Origin of the sequence: Neobacillus drentensis, from assembly GCF_036962765.1 — a bacterium.
GTDB lineage: Bacteria > Bacillota > Bacilli > Bacillales > Cytobacillaceae > Neobacillus > Neobacillus drentensis_C.
In genome coordinates this window covers 348-23,363 of the sequence record NZ_JBALOS010000003.1, presented here as the reverse complement: position 1 = coordinate 23,363, position 23,016 = coordinate 348, and the positions used below count along the sequence as shown (strand labels likewise).

The 23,016-nt window shown below is 39.4% G+C and carries 22 protein-coding genes and 1 riboswitch; of the genes, 20 read left to right on the top strand and 2 right to left on the bottom strand.

Annotated features, from left to right (window positions below):
* Window positions 1-9: 9 nt before the first annotated feature.
* Window positions 10-960 (bottom strand): ribonuclease HIII, encoded by a 951-nt coding sequence (gene rnhC, locus V7137_RS01410; RefSeq protein ID WP_335696417.1) that lies wholly within the window; start codon window positions 958-960, stop codon window positions 10-12.
* Window positions 961-1,068: 108 nt separating this feature from the next.
* Between rnhC and zapA the strand changes: the two genes are divergently transcribed.
* The 13 genes from zapA to V7137_RS01345 all read left to right on the top strand — a co-directional run bounded on the left by zapA (window position 1,069) and on the right by V7137_RS01345 (window position 16,078).
* Window positions 1,069-1,329 carry a cell division protein ZapA gene (zapA, locus tag V7137_RS01405; protein ID WP_335696416.1) on the top strand — a complete coding sequence of 87 codons (261 nt, stop codon included), beginning with the start codon at window positions 1,069-1,071 and terminating at the stop codon, window positions 1,327-1,329.
* A gap of 5 nt (window positions 1,330-1,334) precedes the next feature.
* The gene (locus V7137_RS01400; RefSeq protein ID WP_335696415.1) at window positions 1,335-1,889 is read left to right on the top strand and encodes a CvpA family protein; all 555 of its coding nucleotides are present in this window, start codon (window positions 1,335-1,337) and stop codon (window positions 1,887-1,889) included.
* Between the two features lie 74 nt (window positions 1,890-1,963).
* Window positions 1,964-3,682 (top strand): DNA polymerase/3'-5' exonuclease PolX, encoded by a 1,719-nt coding sequence (gene polX / locus V7137_RS01395; protein WP_335696414.1) that lies wholly within the window; start codon window positions 1,964-1,966, stop codon window positions 3,680-3,682.
* Between the two features lie 12 nt (window positions 3,683-3,694).
* On the top strand, window positions 3,695-6,052 hold the full coding sequence (locus V7137_RS01390) for an endonuclease MutS2 (RefSeq protein ID WP_335696413.1): 2,358 nt from the start codon (window positions 3,695-3,697) through the stop codon (window positions 6,050-6,052).
* A gap of 19 nt (window positions 6,053-6,071) precedes the next feature.
* Window positions 6,072-6,479, top strand: a complete 408-nt coding sequence (locus tag V7137_RS01385; protein WP_335696412.1) for a DUF350 domain-containing protein — start codon at window positions 6,072-6,074, stop codon at window positions 6,477-6,479.
* A 230-nt stretch (window positions 6,480-6,709) separates the two neighbouring features.
* Window positions 6,710-8,416 (top strand): AMP-binding protein, encoded by a 1,707-nt coding sequence (locus tag V7137_RS01380; protein WP_335696411.1) that lies wholly within the window; start codon window positions 6,710-6,712, stop codon window positions 8,414-8,416.
* A gap of 209 nt (window positions 8,417-8,625) precedes the next feature.
* Complete coding sequence (locus V7137_RS01375) at window positions 8,626-9,210, top strand: TetR/AcrR family transcriptional regulator (RefSeq protein ID WP_335696410.1); 585 nt, start codon at window positions 8,626-8,628, stop codon at window positions 9,208-9,210.
* A gap of 23 nt (window positions 9,211-9,233) precedes the next feature.
* Window positions 9,234-10,007 (top strand): enoyl-CoA hydratase, encoded by a 774-nt coding sequence (locus tag V7137_RS01370; RefSeq protein WP_335696409.1) that lies wholly within the window; start codon window positions 9,234-9,236, stop codon window positions 10,005-10,007.
* 114 nt (window positions 10,008-10,121) lie between these two features.
* Window positions 10,122-10,895, top strand: coding sequence for an electron transfer flavoprotein subunit beta/FixA family protein (locus V7137_RS01365; protein WP_218347864.1), 774 nt, complete (start codon window positions 10,122-10,124; stop codon window positions 10,893-10,895).
* Window positions 10,896-10,934: 39 nt separating this feature from the next.
* Complete coding sequence (locus V7137_RS01360; RefSeq protein ID WP_218347863.1) at window positions 10,935-11,912, top strand: electron transfer flavoprotein subunit alpha/FixB family protein; 978 nt, start codon at window positions 10,935-10,937, stop codon at window positions 11,910-11,912.
* A 155-nt stretch (window positions 11,913-12,067) separates the two neighbouring features.
* Window positions 12,068-12,382 (top strand): thioredoxin, encoded by a 315-nt coding sequence (trxA, locus tag V7137_RS01355; RefSeq protein WP_335696408.1) that lies wholly within the window; start codon window positions 12,068-12,070, stop codon window positions 12,380-12,382.
* Between the two features lie 349 nt (window positions 12,383-12,731).
* Complete coding sequence (gene uvrC, locus V7137_RS01350) at window positions 12,732-14,504, top strand: excinuclease ABC subunit UvrC (protein WP_335696407.1); 1,773 nt, start codon at window positions 12,732-12,734, stop codon at window positions 14,502-14,504.
* 70 nt (window positions 14,505-14,574) lie between these two features.
* Window positions 14,575-14,752: riboswitch (Lysine riboswitch) on the top strand.
* A gap of 108 nt (window positions 14,753-14,860) precedes the next feature.
* A complete protein-coding gene (locus V7137_RS01345) occupies window positions 14,861-16,078 on the top strand; it encodes an aspartate kinase (RefSeq protein ID WP_335696406.1) in 1,218 nt (405 codons plus the stop codon).
* A gap of 66 nt (window positions 16,079-16,144) precedes the next feature.
* Here V7137_RS01345 and V7137_RS01340 read toward each other — a convergent pair whose 3' ends face one another.
* Window positions 16,145-16,588 carry a YslB family protein gene (locus V7137_RS01340; protein ID WP_335696405.1) on the bottom strand — a complete coding sequence of 148 codons (444 nt, stop codon included), beginning with the start codon at window positions 16,586-16,588 and terminating at the stop codon, window positions 16,145-16,147.
* 442 nt (window positions 16,589-17,030) lie between these two features.
* Between V7137_RS01340 and V7137_RS01335 the strand changes: the two genes are divergently transcribed.
* From V7137_RS01335 to V7137_RS01305, 7 genes are all read left to right on the top strand, one after another.
* A complete protein-coding gene (locus V7137_RS01335; protein ID WP_335696404.1) occupies window positions 17,031-17,639 on the top strand; it encodes a succinate dehydrogenase cytochrome b558 subunit in 609 nt (202 codons plus the stop codon).
* Window positions 17,640-17,696: 57 nt separating this feature from the next.
* Complete coding sequence (sdhA, locus tag V7137_RS01330; protein WP_218347857.1) at window positions 17,697-19,454, top strand: succinate dehydrogenase flavoprotein subunit; 1,758 nt, start codon at window positions 17,697-17,699, stop codon at window positions 19,452-19,454.
* Between the two features lie 5 nt (window positions 19,455-19,459).
* The gene (gene sdhB / locus V7137_RS01325; protein ID WP_218347856.1) at window positions 19,460-20,221 is read left to right on the top strand and encodes a succinate dehydrogenase iron-sulfur subunit; all 762 of its coding nucleotides are present in this window, start codon (window positions 19,460-19,462) and stop codon (window positions 20,219-20,221) included.
* Window positions 20,222-20,388: 167 nt separating this feature from the next.
* Window positions 20,389-20,970: a class D sortase gene (locus V7137_RS01320; protein ID WP_335696403.1), complete on the top strand. Its 582-nt coding sequence runs from the start codon at window positions 20,389-20,391 to the stop codon at window positions 20,968-20,970.
* A gap of 144 nt (window positions 20,971-21,114) precedes the next feature.
* Entirely contained in the window at window positions 21,115-21,339 is a 225-nt protein-coding gene (gerE, locus tag V7137_RS01315) for a spore germination transcription factor GerE (protein WP_026563391.1), read from the top strand.
* A 493-nt stretch (window positions 21,340-21,832) separates the two neighbouring features.
* On the top strand, window positions 21,833-22,534 hold the full coding sequence (locus V7137_RS01310; RefSeq protein ID WP_335696402.1) for a Na-translocating system protein MpsC family protein: 702 nt from the start codon (window positions 21,833-21,835) through the stop codon (window positions 22,532-22,534).
* 105 nt (window positions 22,535-22,639) lie between these two features.
* Window positions 22,640-23,016 (top strand): PAS domain-containing protein (locus V7137_RS01305; protein WP_335696401.1); only part of this gene is annotated, 377 nt, incomplete at its 3' end.

Here is a 23,016-nt window from a genome sequence, read left to right as displayed (position 1 = left end):
AAAAACCTTTCAATTTCGTTTTTTATTAACAAGGGCCATTGCTTTGTCGGTATTGGCAAAATGGAGCTTTACAAAAGACGGAAGGATGTCACGTCCTTTGCTCATGATCAGCTTTGCTGCAGCCACGTCTACCTGTGCCCCGGCACCTTTTGGAATCTTAAAGCCGGCAGACCCGCTTAGTTTATCAATATATTGGATAAAGGCATATCGGGCAAGAATACTTGCTGCAGCAACTGCCAAATGAATGCCCTCTGCTTTCGTACTAAAATAAACATTTTCCTTGGCCACCGCTTTTTGGCCTTTAATATGCTGAAAATAGGTGCTGCCTTGAACAAACTGATCGATAAGAATCGCTTCCGGTTTCTCAGGAGCAATTTTGTCTAAGACATTTAAGATGGCTTGGTTATGTAAGATGGCTTTCATTTTTCCTTGCGACATTCCTGATTGTTGGACCTGATTATACTTTTCGTTTTTTAATGTCATCAAACTGAAGGGAATAATATCTTTAATGACCTTAGCAATCGCAATAATCTTTTCATCGTTTAAATCCTTCGAATCCCGTACCCCTAATTCTTTCAACAAAGGAATATTTTCTTTTTTTACGTAAGCTGCTACGACCGTAATCGGTCCAAAAAAGTCTCCCGTACCGACTTCATCTGAACCAATCACTGACATTTGACTAATGCCAATAGGCAGATCGCCTTTTGCTGTTGACTTCGGTTTAGAAGATGAGGCATGCTTGTTCGGGGACACGTTTGCATTGCCCCATTTACTGGCCTCTCTTTCACTATCGTTCCCTTGGAATAATACTTTGCCTGATTTATAAGCCGTGATCATACAGGCTGACGTTTTCGCGGCAAACACACTTCCGGGAATGTTTTTGTCTACTAAATTTTTCCCGTAGTAGCCCTTCATTTCCATTATTTTATTCATTTCCAGATTCAATACAACATTTCCCATACTACAACCACCACATTTCTAAATAAATATAAAATACGCTTTAACTTTTCCACAGATAACGGTTCATGTTATGATATAGAGTAGGATTCTCTGAATGGAGGCATGACGTTGTCGAATAATCAAAAAAATAGAACAACCGTAGATATTTACGGACAGCAATACGTTATTATGGGTTCCGAAAGTCCAAGTCACATCCGGCATGTGGCTTCATTAGTTGACAATAAAATGCGCGAAATCAGTTTTAAGAATCCAAATTTAGACGCAAGTAAACTCGCCGTTTTAACAGCTGTAAATGCAGTCAATGATTATCTTAAAATGAAAGACCATTTAGATCGACTTCAAACAGAAATACTAAAGGAAAAGGACTAAATATCATGTTGGATTTAGCAATTATTATTTTTTTAATTATTGGATTCTTTGTAGGCCTTAAAAGAGGCTTTATTCTGCAAATTGTTCATTTAATAGGTTTTATTATTGCATATGTGGCAGCAAATTCATACTACGAACAGTTGGCACCAAAATTAACTCTATGGATTCCATATCCGAACTTTGGAAATGTGACATCATTAAAAATACTTACTGAAAGCAGTAATATGGAAACCGCCTTCTACCGTGCAATTGCCTTTGTCATTATCTTTTTTGCGGTAAAAGTGTTATTGCAAATTATTGGTTCCATGCTTGATTTTGTTGCCCATTTGCCTGTCATCCGGCAGCTTAATGTTTGGGCAGGAGGAATTCTAGGTTTCGTTGAAGTGTATTTGGTTATCTTTATTTTATTATATATCTCAGCCCTTGTACCAATTGAATTTATGCAAAATGCTTTGGATCATTCCATTTTGTCAAAAGCAATTGTGAATCACACTCCTATCCTTTCACAACAAATTAAAAGTTTGTGGATTGAATATACAGCTGCTTTAACTTCTCTGTAGCAGAGAAGTTTTTCTATTCATGCCTTAAAGTAGGATAAATTGAAAATGCTAAACAGTAGGTAGGTGACTTATTGATGGAAGTAACGAAAAAAGATTTATTACGATTATTAGAAACCATCGCGATTTATATGGAGTTAAAGGGAGAAAACCCTTTTAAGGTTTCCGCTTTTCGAAAAGCTGCCAATGCCTTGGAAACCGATGAACGCGACCTAACAGAGATTGAAGACTTTACAACGATTTCTGGAATCGGTAAAGGCACGGCTGCTGTCATATATGAATACATAAAAGACGGAACTTCCTCAGTATTGACCGAGTTAAAGGCGGAGGTTCCCAGCGGACTGATCCCATTATTACAGCTCCCTGGACTTGGCGGTAAGAAAATTGCCAAACTCTATAAAGAGTTACAGGTTGTTGATGTTACCAGTTTAAAAGCAGCATGTGAAGCAGGTAAGGTTCAAGCACTCGCAGGTTTTGGTAAGAAAACAGAGGAAAAAATCCTCAGTTCCATTGCTAATGTGGGTACACGGCCAGAACGGCTTCCGTTAGCTTATATGCTGCCAATTGCGGAGCAGATTGAAGCAACGCTTGCGGATTTTCGGGATATTCAGCGGTTTTCACGTGCTGGCAGTTTACGGAGAATGAGAGAAACGATAAAGGATCTTGATTTTATCATTGCAACCAATCAGCCTGAACAAGTACGGGAACAGCTATTACAATTACCAAACATTAAAGAAGTAATTGGTGCTGGTGAGACAAAGGTCTCCCTAGTTTTTGCCTATGATTATGATATTTCCGTGGATTTCCGTCTTGTTAAACCAGAAGAATTTATCACAACCCTGCATCATTTTACCGGATCAAAAGAACATAATGTTCGGATGAGACAACTCGCGAAAGAACGTGGTGAAAAGATCAGTGAGTATGGTGTGGAAATCATTGAAACAGGGGAAATTCTCACTTTCTCTTCGGAAGAAGAATTTTTCAAGCATTTCGATCTTCCCTTCATTCCTCCGGAAATAAGAGAGGACGGGAAGGAAGTAGAGACATTCACCTCCGATGAGGAATTAATAGAGTTAGTAGATATCAAAGGTGATCTTCATATGCATTCCACCTGGAGTGACGGTGCCCATTCAATTGAACAAATGGCTGAGGCATGCCGGGCAAGAGGCTATCAGTATATGGCGATTACGGACCATTCCCAGTATTTAAAGGTGGCTAATGGTCTAACACGCGAAAGACTATTATTACAAAGAGAAGAAATAAAAAGACTAAATGAAAAATACGATGATTTTCTTATTCTAGCGGGTGTCGAGATGGATATTCTTCCAGATGGCAGCTTGGACTATGACGATGAGTTACTAGCTGACATGGATTTTGTTATTGCTTCCATTCATTCAGCATTTTCCCAATCACGGGAAAAAATTATGGAGCGGCTTAAGACAGCTTTAACAAATGCCCATGTGGATTTAATTGCCCATCCAACTGGTCGGAAAATAGGCCGGCGCGAAGGATACGATGTCGACATCGATTTACTGATCCAACTTGCAAAAGAAACCAATACGGCATTAGAACTAAACGCAAATCCAAACAGGCTGGATCTAGCAGCAGAATATTTACGGAGAGCACAGGACGCGGGGGTCAAAATTCTTATCAATACAGATGCTCATAAAATGGATACATTAAAGCATATGGAAATCGGTGTTTCCGCAGCCAAAAAGGGCTGGATCAAAAAATCAACTGTGCTAAATGCCCTAGATAAACATGAACTGCTAGAATTTTTACATAATCGAGGATAGGAGGTTATCTCCATGCAAGAAAAAGCTTTAAAGGTATTAGAATTCACGAAAGTAAAAGGGCAGTTGTTAGAACATGCTGCTTCATCCCTTGGGAGAAGAAAAATTCAGGAATTAGTGCCTTCTACTGACTTTGAGGAGGTAGTTAAACTCCAAGCAGAAACAGATGAAGCATCTACGGTGTATCGTGTGAAAGGGAATGTTCCACTTTCAGGTGTCCATGATATCAGTGCTCACATTAAACGCTCTGTTATTGGCGGGGTGTTAAGCCCGCATGAACTTATTCAGATCGCCAGTACCATCCATGCAAGCCGGCAAATGAAACGATTTATCGAGGAGTTTGCCGATGAAAGAACCGAAATTCCCATTTTGTCTGAACAAGCAGAACGAATTATTCCGCTCACAAACCTTGAGCATTCGATTAAACACGCGATCGACGAGAACGGAGAGGTATTAGATAGTGCAAGTGATTTGCTGCGGTCATTAAGGCAACAATTGAGGTCAAATGAATCGCGGATTCGGGAAAAACTTGAAAGCATGATTCGTTCATCAAATGCGAGTAAAATGCTTTCAGACGCTATCGTGACAATTCGTAATGACCGCTTTGTGATTCCTGTTAAACAGGAGTATCGCGGTCACTATGGCGGGATTATTCATGACCAAAGCGCCTCAGGACAAACACTCTTTATTGAACCGCAAGTCATTGTCCAATTAAACAATCAACTGCAGGATATCCGTGTAAAGGAACAATTGGAGATCGACAGGATTCTGACGGAATTATCCGCAGCAGCGGCGGAGCACGATAGTGAACTCAAGGTAATCGTCGAAGTCCTTGCTAATTTAGATTTTATTTTTGCAAAAGCAAGATATGGGAAACGCATAAAAGCATCCATGCCGATCATGAATAATGAGGGAAGAATTGTGTTATATAAGGCAAGACATCCTCTTATTCCAATCGAAGAAGTCGTGGCCAACGATATCATGCTAGGAAAAGACTATACAACGATTGTCATTACTGGCCCGAATACGGGTGGAAAAACAGTCACCTTAAAAACACTAGGCCTGTGTACATTAATGGCCCAAGCGGGTTTGCAGGTTCCAGCACTGGACGGATCAGAGTTAGCTGTCTTTGATGCTGTCTATGCAGATATCGGCGATGAACAATCCATCGAACAAAGCTTAAGTACCTTCTCATCTCATATGGTTAATATTGTTGATATTTTAAATAGAGTTGATTTTAATAGCCTTGTATTATTTGATGAGTTGGGGGCAGGGACGGATCCGCAGGAAGGGGCAGCCTTGGCTATTTCCATTTTGGATGAGGTCCACAAGCGGGGTGCACGAGTCATTGCAACGACTCATTATCCTGAATTAAAGGCTTATGGTTATAACCGTGAGGGTGTGTTAAATGCTAGTGTCGAGTTTGATGTTGAAACCTTAAGCCCAACTTATAAATTGTTATTAGGAGTACCAGGTCGCAGTAATGCATTTGAAATTTCCAAACGTCTCGGCTTAAATGAATGGGTCATTCAGGCTGCACGTTCCCATGTAAGTGAAGATACGAACCAAATTGATAAAATGATTTCTTCCTTGGAAGACAGTAAACGACTGGCAGAAAAAGAGCGAGAGGAAGCTCGCGATTATTTAAAATCTGCTGAGAAACTCCATCAAGACTTGCAAAAACAACTGATGGAATTCTACGAGAAAAAAGACTCCTTGTTGGAAAAGGCGGCAGAAAAAGCCGGAGAAATTGTGGATGAGGCAAAGAGTGAGGCCGAGAAGGTAATCCGTGATCTTCGCAAAATGCGGACGGAAAAGCATGCAGATATTAAGGAACATGAATTAATTGAAGCAAAACGGCGCCTTGAAGAAGCCGCACCTGAAATACCAAAATCCGCTAAACTTGCGAATAAAAAAATAAAGAAACATACCTATATGCCTGGCGATGAGGTAAAGGTACTTACTTTTGGCCAAAAAGGCACGCTTGTTGAAAGAGTTTCTTCGGATGAATGGCAGGTTCAAATCGGAATTCTCAAAATGAAAGTAAAAGAAAAAGATATGGAATATATGAGTACCCCGAAACAAGTTGAAACAAAGCCGATGGCGATTGTAAAAGGCCGGGATTCATATGTTAAACTGGAGTTAGACCTTCGCGGGGAGAGGTACGAAGATGCTCTCCTTAAGGTGGAAAAATATATTGATGATGCGCTCCTTTCCAGTTATCCACGTGTATCGATTATCCATGGAAAAGGCACTGGCGCGTTAAGACAGGGAGTACAGGAATACTTAAGAAACCATCGCTCTGTCAAAAAAATCCGCTTTGGAGAAGCTGGGGAAGGCGGATCAGGCGTAACCATCGTTGAGTTTAAATAATGTCCGGGGAGTTTTGACAATGGACCAGTTTTGGGAGAACGAATATATTCAAATAGCAGCTTATTATAGTGTTGTCATTTTATGTTTGGTGGTCTTTTTAGCGATCTTTGAAATGGTGACCAGATATAAAAATTGGGAAGAAATCAAAAAAGGCAATTTGGCTGTGGCGATGGCTACTGGAGGAAAAATATTTGGCGTGGCCAATATCTTTCGCTGTACGATTGAGCAGAACAATTCGCTGCTTTCCATGGTTGGTTGGGGGATTTATGGATTTTTACTATTATTAGTAGGGTATTTTATCTTTGAATTTTTAACACCAAAATTTAAAATTGACGAAGAAATTCAAAATGATAACCGTGCTGTTGGGTTGATTTCGATGGTGATCTCAATTGGTTTATCGATTGTCATTGGTGCAGGTATAACGTAAGGGGAGAAAAAAAGTGGAGACATTAGCTAAGATACTTCTCGGATTATGCGGCTTGTTTTTGCTAATCGGTTTGATCTATATGTTGTTTTTTGCTTAAAAGAAAATCATCGCTGAGACCATCAGCGGTGATTTTTTTACTGTAAACGTTAATTGTTAATTGCAAAATACTGTACTATAATAAAAGAGAAGTCTGAATTTTTATAATTATACACGTAGAAAAGGGGGATATTATGTATGAAACTAAACCGTGGTTGGCACTGTATCCAAACGAAATACCTGCCACATTGGAATACTCTAGAGAGCCTGTTCAGCAATACTTAGTGAAATCGGCGGAACAATATCCGGAAAAAGTGGCAATTCATTTTATGGGAAAAGAAATTACCTATAAAAAGCTTTACGATGATGTAATGAATTTCGCCGGTTATCTGCAGGGAACCCTAGGCATTTCAAAAGGTGACCGGGTCGCCATTATGCTGCCTAACACTCCACAGGCCGTGATTAGTTATTTTGCGATATTAATGGCAGGCGGAATTGTCGTTCAAACGAACCCATTATATACAGAACGTGAACTTGAATACCAGATGAAAGATTCAGGTGCAAAGGCTATCATCACACTCGACATCCTCTACCCACGCGTATCAAAAGTGATGCCGCAAACAGAGTTACAGCATGTAATTGTAACCGCTCTCAAGAACTACTTACCATTCCCTAAAAATTTAATTTATCCTTTCATCCAGAAAAAACAATACGGTATTGTCGTAAATGTAAGGCATGGAGGAAGCACACATTTGCTTTCGGAAATAGTAACAATGAAGCCTCAAAAAGTGAAAAAGGTTGAAATAAAACCAGATGAAGATGTAGCGCTCCTTCAATATACAGGAGGGACGACAGGATTTCCAAAGGGTGTGATGCTCACACATATGAATTTAATTGCTAACACAAAGATGTGCCAGGCATGGCTTTACAAATCAAAGCCAGGTGAAGAATCCGTTCTCGGCATTATCCCGTTTTTCCACGTCTATGGCATGACTACCGTGCTCATTTTATCAGTGATGCAGGCCAATAAAATGATCTTATTGCCTAAATTTGATGCTGAGACAACATTAAAAACCATCCAACAACAGCGCCCAACATTGTTCCCAGGAGCACCAACCATTTATATTGGAATCTTAAATTATCCAGATTTGAAAAAATATGATCTCTCGTCGATTCATTCATGTATTAGTGGATCTGCGGCACTTCCAGTTGAAGTACAAGAAAAATTTGAAGCCATTACGAGAGGAAAACTTGTTGAAGGCTATGGATTAACGGAAGCCTCTCCAGTCACACATGCTAACTTTTTATGGGATGTCCCTCGTGTAAAGGGAAGTATTGGTGTGCCTTGGCCAGATACCGAAGTGAAAGTTGTATCTCCTGAGACGGGTGAACCGGTGCCGATAAAAGAAATTGGCGAAATCGTGATAAAAGGCCCTCAAATCATGAAAGGGTATTGGAATCGTCCAGAGGATACAAAGGAAGTACTCCATGAAGGATGGTTATATACAGGTGACCTTGGTTATATGGATGAACAAGGATATTTTTATGTGGTTGACCGTAAAAAGGATATGATAATAGCTGGCGGATATAACATTTATCCAAGAGAAATAGAGGAAGTATTATATGAACATCCGGATGTGGTTGAAGCCGTGGCTGCCGGTATTCCTGATCCGTATCGCGGAGAAACCGTCAAGGCCTATATTGTTTTAAAAGAAGGTTCCACGGTAACTGAAGAAGAAATGAACCAATTTTCAAGAAAATATCTTGCCGCCTATAAGGCTCCGCGATATTATGAATTTAGACAGGAATTGCCTAAATCCGCAGTCGGGAAAATTTTAAGAAGGATGCTTGTCGAAGAAGAAAAACAAAAAATAGAAGAAGAAAGCCAAAAACACGCATAATGGCACTATTATTGCTCCCTCTTTTTTTTGACAGATAAAGCCTGTCCCATTGCTGGGAATATGAAAAAAGGTCCGGAGAATATCTTGACACAGATTAAGATAATCACTATTATTAAAATATGAATGATTATTCATTCATATTTTTTCTTTTTTAATCATGTAAACCGTAAAAACTGAAACGGAACTTTTCTTTCAAAGGAGGGATATAGTTGAAAAAAAATAAACCAAAATACATGCAAATTATTGATGCTGCAGTGGTTGTAATCGCGGAAAATGGCTACCACCAAGCCCAGGTTTCAAAGATTGCTAAGCAGGCTGGAGTGGCTGATGGCACCATTTATCTTTATTTTAAAAACAAGGAAGACATCCTTATCTCTCTCTTTGAAGAAAAAATGGGAAGTTTCATTGAAAAAATAGATACCATGATAGCAGGAAATGGGTCGGCGGCGGAGAAGTTATTAATGATGGTCGAAGCTCATTTTAGTATGCTTTCTGAAGACCATCACATGGCAATCGTAACACAACTCGAATTAAGGCAATCGAATAAGGAATTGCGACTCCGAATTAATAATGTTCTAAAAGGTTACCTCCAGGTAATTGATAAGATTGTTATTGAAGGCAAGGAAACAGGAGAGTTTTCAAATGACCTCGATATCCGTCTTGCCCGGCAGATGATTTTCGGTACTCTCGATGAAACCGCAACATCATGGGTGATGAACGAGGAAAAGTATGATTTAGTAGCACTGGCCTCTCCAGTCCATCGTCTCTTGATTAATGGCTGTGGGAGCCGGTAGATAAGTTAGTAGGGGGAATTCAAATGGAATACTTAAAATGGTCATATCAAGACAATATTGCCACGATCACAATTGATCGTCCTCCGGCAAACGCCCTTTCTTCAGGACTTTTAAGGGAATTGGCAGCAGTTCTTGATGAAGTCGAACCCAATCGCGAGATCCGGGTGATTGTCATTCATGGGGAAGGGCGCTTTTTCTCTGCTGGTGCAGATATTAAAGAATTTACAACGGTTTCTTCTTCAGAAGGGTTCTCTAATCTTGGTAAGTTCGGACAAGATTTATTTGACCGGATGGAAAAATTTCCGAAACCGATTATCGCAGCTATTCATGGCGCAGCACTTGGCGGAGGGCTTGAACTAGCAATGGCCTGTCATATCCGTTATGTAAGTGAAACGGCAAAACTTGGTCTTCCTGAACTGCAGCTTGGCTTAATTCCCGGATTCGCTGGATCGCAGCGCCTGCCTAAATATGTCGGAGTGGCAAGAGCGGCGGAAATGCTGTTTACTTCTGAGCCGATCACAGGTGTTGAGGCAGTCCAATTTGGATTAGCAAATCGTGCCTTTCCAGAAACGGAAGTGGTTGAGCAGGCGTATAAGCTTGCTGGGAAAATCGCCAAGAAAAGCCCTGGTGCACTTAAGGCTACCATTGAATTGTTAGATTATGCAAAAACAGATGAGTTCTATGAAGGTTCCAAAAGGGAAGCTCAGTTATTTGGTGAAGTTTTCGTCTCTAAGGATGGAAAAGAAGGCATCCAAGCCTTTATTGAAAAAAGGGAACCACATTTTAAAGGTGAATAAACTTATCTTTGCAGGTATAATTGCAAGGAAGGCTTAAATAAAAAATTTTTTCTAGAAAATTTTCTTAATCTTTCAAACTGAGCGAATGCTCGAAATTTTATCAGGAGGGATACCATGAATATTTACGTATTACTGAAAAGAACTTTTGATACTGAAGAAAAAATAACGATTTCTGGCGGAAAAATCAATGAGGATGGTGCCGAATTTATCATCAATCCTTATGACGAATATGCAATTGAAGAGGCGATCCAAGTTCGCGATGCTAAGGGTGGGGAAGTAACAGTCATTACAGTTGGAACTGACGAGTCAGAAAAGCAATTACGTACCGCACTTGCGATGGGTGCTGACAAAGCAGTCCTCATTAATACGGAGGATGATGTTGAAGGTGGAGATCAATTTACAACTGCGAAAATCCTTGCGGAATATTTAAAGGATAAAGACGCTGATTTAATTATTGGCGGAAATGTTGCGATTGACGGCGGAACCGGTCAAGTTGGACCTCGTGTTGCGGAATTACTAAACATTCCTTATGTAACAACTATTACAAAGTTAGAAATTGAGGGAACAAATGTAACCGTTACCCGTGACGTCGAGGGCGATTCAGAAATCATTGAAACGAGCCTTCCATTATTAGTAACGGCACAACAAGGTCTAAACGAGCCGCGCTACCCTTCTTTACCTGGAATCATGAAAGCAAAGAAAAAGCCGCTTGAAGAATTAGAGTTAGACGACCTGGATCTTGAGGAAGACGATGTTGAAGCAAAAACAAAAACGATTGAAATTTATTTGCCGCCTAAAAAGGAAGCGGGCCGAGTTTTAGCAGGTGATTTGAATGATCAAGTGAAGGAACTTGTTCACCTTCTTCATACCGAAGCAAAAGTAATTTAAACGTTTTTATACAAAAATTGTTCTCAGGAGGTAAATGAAATGTCAAGAAAAGTGGTAGTATTAGGAGAAGTTCGTGACGGTTCATTACGTAATGTATCATTCGAAGCGATTGCAGCAGCAAAAACAATTGCTGAGGGCGGAGAGGTAGTTGGTGTTTTAGTAGGCGCTTCTGTAAGCGCTCTATCGACTGAGTTAATCCACTTTGGAGCAGACCGAGTAGTGGTGGTTGAGGATGAAAAATTAAAACTATATACATCAGATGGTTATGCTCAAGCGCTGTTAGCAGTGCTCGATCAAGAAAAACCAGAAGGATTAGTTTTAGGCCATACCTCACTTGGGAAAGACCTGTCTCCAAGAATTGCAGGAAAATTAGCATCAGGTTTAATTTCCGATGCCACAGCTGTTGAAGTAGCTGGCGGCAATGTCGTTTTCACAAGACCGATTTATTCAGGAAAAGCATTTGAAAAGAAAATTGTTACCGATGGCTTAATTTTCGCAACGGTACGACCAAATAATATCGCACCTCTGGAAAAAGATGAAAGCAGAAGCGGCGAGGTTTCAACTCTTTCCGTAGACATTAAAGACCTTCGTGCCATAATTAAAGAGGTCGTCAGAAAAGCAAGTGAGGGCGTTGACTTAAGTGAAGCAAAGGTGGTTATTTCTGGTGGCCGCGGTGTAAAAAGTGCGGATGGTTTCCAACCACTTAAAGAACTTGCGGCTGTTCTAGGCGGAGCTGTGGGTGCATCACGTGGTGCCTGTGATGCTGACTATTGTGATTACTCTTTACAAATTGGCCAAACTGGCAAGGTTGTCACACCAGACCTTTACATTGCCTGCGGTATTTCTGGAGCTATTCAACATTTAGCGGGAATGTCCAACTCAAAGGTGATCGTCGCTATTAACAAAGACCCAGAAGCGAACATCTTCAAGGTAGCTGATTACGGAATCGTCGGAGACTTGTTTGAAGTTGTGCCATTACTAACTGAAGAGTTTAAAAAGCTGAAAGTACACTCATAATAAGAAGGGCGAGCGGATGCTTCCGCTCGTTTTATTTTTGGATATGAAAGATTATTCATGGTAAGAATGATAGGTGAAGCAATTTATTAGCTTGATTTTCCAAACGATGTTATACTTTCGATAGTAATTCAGTAATTTTTAGGAGGGCAATATAAATGGCAATTTCACATTTAACAGATCAAAACTTTTCGACTGAAACAGGTTCTGGCCTCGTTCTTGTAGATTTTTGGGCACCATGGTGCGGACCTTGTAAAATGATCGCTCCAGTTCTTGAAGAACTTGATTTAGAAATGGGCGATAAAGTAAAAATCACAAAACTTGACGTGGATGATAACCCACAAACTGCGGCAAACTTCGGTGTAATGAGCATCCCAACGTTATTAGTTATGAAAGATGGCGAAGTCGTTGATAAAGTTGTCGGCTTCCAACCAAAAGATGCATTAGCAGGTGTTTTAGAAAAACACGTGTAACCATATCGAAAAACCTTAGCTTGGATCACTCCAGCTAAGGTTTTTTCTTTTTGAAAGGGCGTATTAAAGATCATTGTTGATATTCTAACCAAGTGGAGCGAAAATCCACAGGCAAGTTTAACAAAGCTCTTTTTGTAAAGGCTCTTTTCGTAAACTTTGTTGCTTTAGAAGCTTAATAAGGGTCATTTATTAAGTTTCTAGGCAGTTTTCGCAATTGTTCTTACGAAAAGATGCCACGAANNAATCTATGCGAAAATAGCCCTTGTAAAAGAATCCACTTTTAATTATCAGTGCTATGATTTAAAATTTTATAAGGCAAACAAAAAAAGACGGGAGGGGAGTGGCCGGAATGAATGAAACTATTAAGCAAAAACTGACGCTGCTGCCGGATCAGCCTGGCTGCTACTTAATGAAAGACCGTCAGGGAACGATTATTTATGTAGGAAAAGCAAAAGTATTAAAGAATCGTGTTCGTTCTTATTTCACGGGCTCACACGATGGGAAGACGTTAAGACTTGTCAATGAAATTGAGGATTTTGAATATATTGTCACCTCTTCGAATATTGAAGCACTTCTACTGGAACTAAATCTTATTAAAAAGTACGATCCAAAATACAATATCATGCTGAAGGATGATAAAACGTATCCGTTTATAAAGTTGACAGCGGAAAGGCATCCGAAACTTATCATTACAAGAAAAGTAAAAAAAGACAAAGGCAAATACTTTGGACCATACCCAAATGTGACCGCAGCCAATGAAACGAAAAAACTTCTTGACCGCATTTATCCACTTCGTAAATGCTCAACCCTGCCAGATCGAGTTTGCTTATACTACCACTTAGGGCAGTGCTTGGCACCATGTGTGAATGAAGTTCAGGAAGAACAGTATAAACAAATGACTGATGAAATCACTCGCTTTTTAAATGGTGGATATAAGGAAATTAAGAAAGAACTTAAGGAAAAAATGTCTGCTGCCTCCGAAGAATTAGACTTTGAAAGAGCGAAAGAATATCGTGATAAAATCATCCATATAGAAACGATTATGGAGAAACAAAAAATCACGATGACTGATTTTACGGACCGTGATGTGTTTGGCTATTCAGTTGATAAGGGCTGGATGTGTGTGCAAGTCTTTTTTGTCCGCCAAGGAAAACTAATCGAGCGCGATGTTTCAATGTTCCCTATTTATAATGAGCCTGAGGAGGAAATCCTAACGTTCCTCGGCCAATTTTATTCAAAAGCCAATCACTTCAAGCCAAAGGAAATCCTCATCCAGGATGAAGTCGAGTTGAGTTTAGCTGAACAACTTTTAGAAGTTAAAGTGTTCCAGCCTCAACGAGGGCAAAAGAAGGATCTTGTTCAATTGGCCATTAAAAATGCAAAAATTGCCTTGGATGAAAAGTTTTCATTGATTGAAAAAGATGAAGAGCGAACCATTAAGGCAGTCGAGAACCTGGGCGAATTATTGGGAATCTATACGCCTCATCGAATTGAGGCCTTTGATAATTCCAACATTCAAGGAACAGACCCTGTTTCCGCAATGGTCGTTTTCATTGATGGTAAGGCGAATCATCGTGAATACCGAAAATACAAGATCAAAACCGTCCAAGGACCGGATGATTATGAATCGATGCGGGAAGTAACGCGCAGAAGATATTCACGTGCTCTAAAAGAGGAGCTCCCTCTACCAGATTTAATCATTATCGATGGTGGAAAAGGACATGTCGAAGCAGTACGAGATGTATTGGAAAATGAGTTAGGCTTAGATATACCGCTGTCGGGTCTTGTAAAAGACGATAAACACCGTACTTCACAATTGTTGTATGGCAATCCATTAGGAATTGTTCCTTTGGGGCGAAATAGCCAGGAGTTTTATTTGCTGCAAAGGATACAAGATGAAGTCCATCGCTTTGCGATTACCTTCCATCGCCAACTTCGTGGAAAAAGCGCTTTCCAATCCTTGCTTGACGATATTCCTGGAATTGGGGAGAAACGGAAAAAGTTGTTGTTAAAACAGTTCGGCTCGGTGAAAAAAATGAAAGAGGCTAGCAAAGAGGAATTCATAAATATCGGAATTCCGACAAATGTAGTTGATGAATTAATTAAAAAACTTCAATCCTAGTGATTGTCAGCAAAAAAGGAACATGCTATAATAAGTGAAAATTTAATTTACTATCACTTTTACGTATTAAAGTGAAGGTAGAGGTGCGAACTTCAAGAGTAGTGGTTCTGAGAAGGATGAGCTTCTGAGAAGAATCATGAAAGGGGATGTTCGCCGAAGTAAAGAAGGTCTCATTTCTTTCTTTGCTGGTCCTGTATTGAATAAATGCTGGATTGTCAAGACGAATGTCTTGGAGAGCTATCTTACATTGTAGATGCGAGAATTTTTTTCGTGTTTTAAGCAATGAGATGCCCTTCTCATTGCTTTTTTATTTGCGAAAAATTAACGTATTCACCGGAAAGAAGGAGAAATCAAACATGGGGATTATTGTACAAAAATACGGAGGTACCTCCGTTGCTAGCGTAGAAAGAATCTTAAATGTAGCATCATGTGTAAAAGAGGAGATAGATCGCGGTAACAAAGTGGTTGTTGTTGTTTCTGCAATGGGGAAATCTACGGATACCCTAGTTAGTTTAGCAAAGGAAATTTCTCAGCAGCCTAATAAACGAGAAATGGACATGCTGTTATCAACTGGAGAACAAGTAACCATCTCGTTATTGTCTATGGCTTTAAACCAGCAAGGGCTTGATGCTGTTTCCTTCACTGGCTGGCAGGCAGGGATTATGACAGAACCAGTCCATGGAAATGCCCGGATTTCAAGTATTAAAACAGCAGCGATTGAAACTCAACTCGAAGGCGGCAAAGTGGTGATTGTTGCTGGATTCCAGGGAATCACAGAAGACGGAGAAATTACAACACTTGGCCGTGGAGGTTCCGATACGACAGCAGTAGCGTTGGCTGCTGCTCTTAAAGCAGATAAATGTGACATTTATACAGATGTAACGGGAGTTTTCACAACAGACCCAAGATATATAAAGAGTGCTCGTAAATTATTATCAGTGTCGTACGATGAAATGCTTGAGTTAGCTAATTTAGGTGCAGGTGTACTTCATCCACGGGCAGTAGAATTTGCTAAAAACTATCAAGTTCGGCTCGAGGTTCGTTCAAGTATGGAGAAAATAGAAGGAACAGTTATTGAGGGGGAAGCAGCAATGGAACAAAACTTAGTAGTCCGTGGTGTAGCATTTGAAGATGAAATTACAAAAGTAACAGTATTAGGCTTAGCCAATTCATTAACAAGCCTGTCTACAATCTTTACAACACTTGCAGAAAATCATCTGAATGTAGATATTATTATTCAAAGCACCACAGAGGGTGGTTCTGCGAATTTATCATTCTCTATTCATACTGACGACCTATTAGAAACGTTAAATGTCTTAGAAGACAATAAATCTGTGCTTAATTATGAGCAAATTGATGCTGAAAACAAATTAGCAAAGGTGTCCATTGTCGGTTCAGGGATGATTTCTAATCCTGGCGTAGCAGCAAAGATGTTTGAGGTACTTGCTGTAAACAACATCCAAATCAAAATGGTCAGCACATCAGAAATTAAGGTTTCTGCTGTGGTTGAAGAAAAATATATGTTAAAAGCGGTAGAAGCTTTGCACGAAGCATTCGAACTGGCTAATAAATAAGCGGAAACGCCAAAAATGGTGTCAGGCACTATTGAGTGCCTGACACCATTTTCGGGCGCTTGCGCTTTAGTTTTTTTCCCATTTGACGGTGAAAAGGACTTTGTTTGATTTTTTTACTGGATGCTCGAATGTTTCAGCATTGGCTTCTTTTTGAAATTCAATTTGTTGAGCAAGGAATCCCGCTTCGAGTTGGAAAAAGTGCTCGGCTTTGGACTTAACACGAGAGACCATTATCGGGCTCATCAATTCAAATTGGATTTCTGTTTTATTTTCCTTTGTTAGTTCCAGTTGGCCCCAAGAGGCTTTGGCGAAGAAATCAATAATCTGCTCCATATCCGCTAAAGGATATTTTCGAGCAAGTCGTTTTCCGGCCCAATATAAAATTTCAGGCGTATCTTTTCCTAAAATTTCTGGCAAAAGAATTTCCCTGATTAATTCATAACCGAAAATGGATATCGTTCTTGGCTCATCGATATTTATCGTTTCATTAACAACTGTACTATTATTCACAAGCTTCCCCTCTTTCTATCATTCTATTATATACACTTTTTAAAAAGTTTCAGTACAGTTTTTCTAGTTATAACGAATCAAATTAGCTTCGTTTTTTGTTATTTTGCAATATCTAAGCTTGTTTATCATAATAATTATGATTCCCTTTAAAGGAAAAATAACAACCGTAATATCTTGGTAATTAATCATTAAAATCGATTTATTTTTAAAATATCTCCATTTTAAGTAGTGAAGAAGATCAATCTATTATAATTTCAATATATTTAAAAAATTTTAGTTTTATGTAGGAATTGTGTATCCGTTTTCTTGACGCTCTTTGATGATGGGAGTAAAATGTACTTGTCACATTATTGTCACAGTGATGGAAGGTTTCAAACTTATGGGATTTAAATTGATAGAAACTGAACATCATTTTTTTTAAACATTTTAGGGGGGTAAATTTATGGCGGGTAATCGAGAGTTTGTTTATCGGAGATTGCATTCGTTGCTTGGTGTTATTCCAATCGGGATCTTTTTGATGCAGCATCTGATTGTGAACCACTATGCAACTGAAGGGGTAGAATCCTTCAACAAAGCTGCGAACTTTATGGGGGGTCTTCCATTTCGCTATGTTTTAGAAACTGTAATTATTTATTTACCGATTTTATTCCATGCAATCTATGGCCTGTATATTGCCTTTACAGCCAAAAACAATGCAAGTCAATATGGTTTTTTTAGAAACTGGATGTTTTTGCTCCAACGTGTGTCTGGTGTAATTACACTAATTTTTATCACTTGGCATGTATGGGAAACCCGTGTAGCTGCCGCTTTTGGAAATGAAGTTAACTTCCAAATGATGCAAGATATTCTTTCATCTCCATTCATGTTTGGATTTTATGTCGTTGGTATTATTTCAGCGATTTTCCACTTTGCAAATGGATTGTGGTCATTCTTGGTTAGCTGGGGCATTACCGTAACGCCTCGATCTCAAGTTATTTCTACATACGTGACAATCGTTATTTTCTTGGCTCTATCCTATGTAGGTGTGACAACATTACTAGCTTTTGTATAACAATTGAATGATTGAACGGAAAAATATTGGATTTTGGATTAAGGGAGTGAGTCACGAATGAGTAAAGGTAAGGTGATTATAGTCGGCGGCGGTTTAGCTGGCTTAATGGCAACGATTAAAGTTGCAGAAACAGGAACACCCGTAGAACTGTTCTCTTTAGTTCCTGTTAAACGCTCTCACTCTGTTTGTGCCCAGGGTGGTATTAATGGAGCAGTAAATACAAAAGGTGAAGGCGATTCAACATATATCCACTTTGATGACACCGTTTATGGCGGAGATTTCTTGGCTAACCAGCCTCCAGTAAAAGCAATGTGTGATGCAGCACCTGGCATTATTCACTTAATGGATCGTATGGGAGTTATGTTTAACCGTACTCCAGAAGGATTATTGGACTTCCGTCGTTTTGGAGGTACACAGTTTCACAGGACGGCATTTGCTGGTGCGACTACTGGTCAACAGCTGCTCTATGCTTTGGATGAACAAGTACGTCGTGAAGAAGTAGCAGGTCTTGTTACGAAATACGAAGGCTGGGAATTCCTTGGTTCCGTTGTTGATGACGATGGTGTATGCCGTGGGATTGTTGCTCAAAATTTAAAAACAATGGAAATTAAATCCTTCTCTGGTGATGCCGTAATCATGGCTACTGGAGGTCCTGGTATTATCTTTGGAAAATCAACAAACTCCGTTATTAATACAGGTTCCGCCGCATCGATTGTGTATCAGCAAGGTGCTTATTATGCTAACGGCGAAATGATTCAAATCCATCCAACGGCAATTCCTGGTGACGATAAGCTTCGTCTGATGAGTGAATCGGCACGTGGTGAAGGCGGCCGTGTTTGGACATATAAAGATGGTAAGCCTTGGTATTTCCTAGAGGAAAAATATCCAGCCTATGGAAACCTTGTACCGCGTGATATCGCAACTCGCGAAATCTTTGATGTGTGTGTGAATCAAAAACTCGGAGTCAATGGCGAGAACATGGTTTACCTAGATCTTTCTCATAAGGATCCGCATGAATTGGATATTAAACTTGGCGGGATTATTGAAATTTACGAGAAATTCATGGGTGATGACCCTCGTAAAGTTCCTATGAAAATATTCCCTGCGGTTCACTATTCGATGGGCGGTCTATGGGTTGATTATGACCAAATGACCAATATTCCAGGTCTGTTTGCAGCAGGTGAATGTGATTATTCACAGCATGGAGCGAACCGTTTAGGTGCCAATTCCTTGCTATCAGCTATATACGGCGGAATGGTCGTAGGACCAAACGCTGTTAAATATATCAAAGGTCTAGAAAAGAGTTCGGATGCAGTATCTTCTTCAGTATTTGATCGTCATGTTAAAGAACAAGAAGACAAATGGAATTCGATAATGTCTCTAAATGGAAACGAAAATGCCTATGTGCTTCATAAAGAGCTTGGGGAATGGATGACGGATAATGTAACCGTTGTTCGTTACAATGACAGGCTGTTAAAGACAGATGAGAAAATCCAAGAACTATTAGAACGTTTCCAAAATATTAACATCCATGATACTTCAAAATGGAGCAATCAAGGTGCAGCATTTACAAGACAACTGCAAAACATGCTTCAGTTGGCTCGTGTAATTACGATCGGTGCATACAACCGTAATGAAAGCCGTGGTGCGCATTACAAACCTGACTTCCCTAACCGTAATGATGAGGAATTCTTAAAAACAACAATGGCGAAATTCGTTGATAGTACATCAGCACCGGCTTTCCATTACGAAGATGTTGACGTTTCTTTAATTAAGCCACGTGAACGTAACTATGCTAAAAATAAAGGGGAGTAGGAAAAATGTCTGAAACTAAAATGGTGAAATTTATTATTTCACGTCAAGATAGCGAAAATTCTGCTCCTTATGAGGAGGAATTTGAGGTTCCTTATCGTCCGAATATGAATGTCATTTCGGCGTTAATGGAAATCCGTAAAAATCCTGTCAATGCAAAAGGACAAGCATCTACCCCAATTACATGGGATATGAACTGTTTAGAAGAAGTTTGTGGCGCTTGTTCGATGGTCATCAACGGCAAGCCGCGTCAATCTTGTTCCGCACTAATCGATCAATTGGAGCAGCCAATTCGGTTAGCACCGATGAAGACATTCCCAGTGGTACGTGATCTTCAGGTTGACAGAAGTAGAATGTTTGATGCCTTAAAGAAAGTAAAAGCGTGGATTCCTATCGATGGTACCTATGATTTAGGACCTGGTCCACGTATGCCAGAGACAAAGCGTCAATGGGCATATGAACTTTCTAAATGTATGACATGTGGTGTATGTCTTGAGGCGTGCCCGAACGTAAACAGTAAATCAAACTTCATTGGGGCTCAGCCGCTTTCACAAGTTCGTCTTTTCAATGCACATCCAACTGGTGCGATGAATAAGGCAGAACGACTTGAAGCGATTATGGGTGATGGTGGACTTGCTAACTGTGGTAATTCACAAAACTGTGTTCAATCTTGTCCAAAAGGTATTCCGTTGACTACCTCCATCGCGGCATTGAACCGTGATACTACCATTCAAGCTTTCAGAAGCTTTTTTGGTAGTGACCACGCTTAAAAGGGCGGAGCTCTTTTAGCATAATCCAATAGAAAAACCTTCTTTTCAAGTGTGGAAAAGAAGGTTTTTTTGTCGTTTATGGGCGAATGAATGCGTTGGTTCTTTCAGTAGCGGTTTGTTATACTCATATTAATGTACAGCCCGTTAGAAAAGGATGGTATATAGAGGTGAAAAATAAATTTCCGCTGTTAATTATTATTGCAGGTCTAATTTTAGTAGGGATAGGACTATGGCAATTTATCGATGTGAAAACGCAAACGCATGCATCACTCAAAGAAGCAAAGGAACTGATTGCCGATCGGCCTGCAGTAGCTCCTCAAAAAAGGGTTGTAAACAGCCGTCCTCCTAAAATGGGGGATACAGTTGGTCTCTTAGCCATTCCAAAAATCAAAGCAGAGCTAGCCATAGTCGAAGGAACCGATCCGGATGACCTCGAAAAAGGGGTCGGTCATTATAAAGGTGCATATTTTCCTGGGGATCAAGGACAAATTGTTTTATCGGGGCATCGAGACACCGTATTTCGTAAATTAGGTGAGTTAAAGATTGGTGATTCACTTAAGATGGAAATGCCGTATGGATCCTATACTTATGAAATCACTGATACGAAGATTGTGAAGTCTGATGATACAAGCATTATTACGCTCCAACATGAGAAAGAGGAATTAATTTTGACAACCTGTTATCCGTTTCGTTATGTAGGAAATGCACCAAAGCGGTATATAATTTATGCAACACCCAAAAGTTCCTAATGATTAGGAGCTTTTTTTTCATAAAAAACAATCTCCTCTAAGCAAATATAGTCACTACATTAGTATTGTTCACATAAGATATGTTGACTAAATATATACCCACCCCGTGTTCATAACTGGCGAAGGCAAGGAGGGTTACAGTACTTGAAGGAGAATGTTTATAATCATAAGCCGTTACTCACCAAACGAGAAAGAGAAGTATTCGAGTTATTAGTCCAAGACAAAACAACAAAAGAAATCGCTGGTGAATTATTTATAAGCGAAAAAACGGTTCGGAATCACATTTCAAATGCCATGCAAAAGCTTGGTGTAAAGGGGCGTTCTCAAGCAGTTGTAGAGCTCCTTCGAATGGGAGAGCTAGAACTTTAACACAGACCGGCATCCTTTTTTAGGAGGCCGGTTTAATTATTAATAGATCGTCATAAAAAAGGTAAGCATGCGAAATGCTTACCTTTTTTGATGGCAATGCGGATGATTAATACTTGGAAATATTTCTCTGCTTAAATGAAAGCAGGTATTCTTACCATCCTTTTTAACCAAGAGGATGTATGACTAAATAAGAATGCCGCTCTAAAACCCAAAATGAGTAAGGTTGAGACTAAGCTGTAAAATATATTCAAAGTATACCCCTCCACATTGAAGTTTTAGTGTTAAAAAGTAACACTAGCATTATTGTTAAACTGCAAACTAATTTTATTCGGCCTTAAAGTGAAAAAACCTAATTGAAATGAATTTTTTTGTAAATATTTCACAATATTTGCGAATAAATCCCCAAAAATAAATTGATAATCTAGTTATAGACATTTAAAATAAATTTAGGATAAAAGAAATAATGCTTTTATCTCATAAAAGGATGTTTTTCTTGGAAAATAAACAAGTGCAAACGGAACTAGCAGGTTTTATTGGAAGGACACTTCGTGAAAATTTCGGAAAAGGTCCCGAATCTGTTTTTGTTTCCTATAATCATTCAGTAATGACTGTTTATTTACGTAACTTTATTTCGCCTTCTGAGAGTGTTTTGTTAGGGCAGCAACAAGAAACAATGGTGCAAACCACAAGAGATTTGTTGATGCAAACATTAATCCCTGAATTTAAAGCTTATATTAAAATTCTGACTGATATGGATGTAAGTGAATTTTATTATGATTGGGGATTACACAATAAAAGTGGGATATTTGTTTGTATAGGCTCTACCTCGAGTGAAAGCGACCCTCAATATGAAAAAAGATATCATTACCCTGGTCAAGATTCTCTTCACCAAGAAATAAATAGAATTAGCCTGCAAGCGGAAAAAGCGCCAGAAGACGTCGTTTCCTGCCTATTAAATGAACGGACGCTGGTGGTGGTTCGAAATGGGATTCTTGTTCCAATTGAAAAAGAATTAATTCGTTTAGGAAATTTTGAAGCATTAAGGCTTGCGAAACGCAATCTTGAAAAACGATTATTACATGGCAGCGGTAATTTTGAATCTATCCTCCAAACAAAAGTGAATGATATTTTTGTGGATTGGGATTTTAACCGCGATAAAAGTGTAATCGTACTGATTTTATCACCAAAAGCATAAAGGCGGAAATGGGCTAGACAATTGCGATTGAGCTAGACATAAGCCAAGATGGGATGACTCCTATCTTGGCTTTTTATTTTATAGGGAAGGAATAGATAAATAGAGATGAATAGTTCGACAAAAAATGATAAAAAAACAATCCAAAAAGAAATAGAAAAACGTGAGGAATCGTATCGCGATTTAGTTGAAAATTCTCCTGATGCCGTGATTATTGCCAATGAAGATGACATATTATTTATAAATGCAACCGGTACAAGATTATTTGGCGTATCAAAAAAAGAGGAACTTTACCAAAAGAAAGTAAGTGAAATCGTTCACCCTGATTATCATCGGTTTATAAAGAGCAGGGTGGAAATGGTTACAGGAGGCGAAGCCACCGATTTTCTTGAATTTAAACTGCTCCGGTTGGATGGAACCACTTTTGAGGCGGAAGTAAAAGGGATTCCGACGATTTTTCAAAATAAACGGGCACGGCACATCAT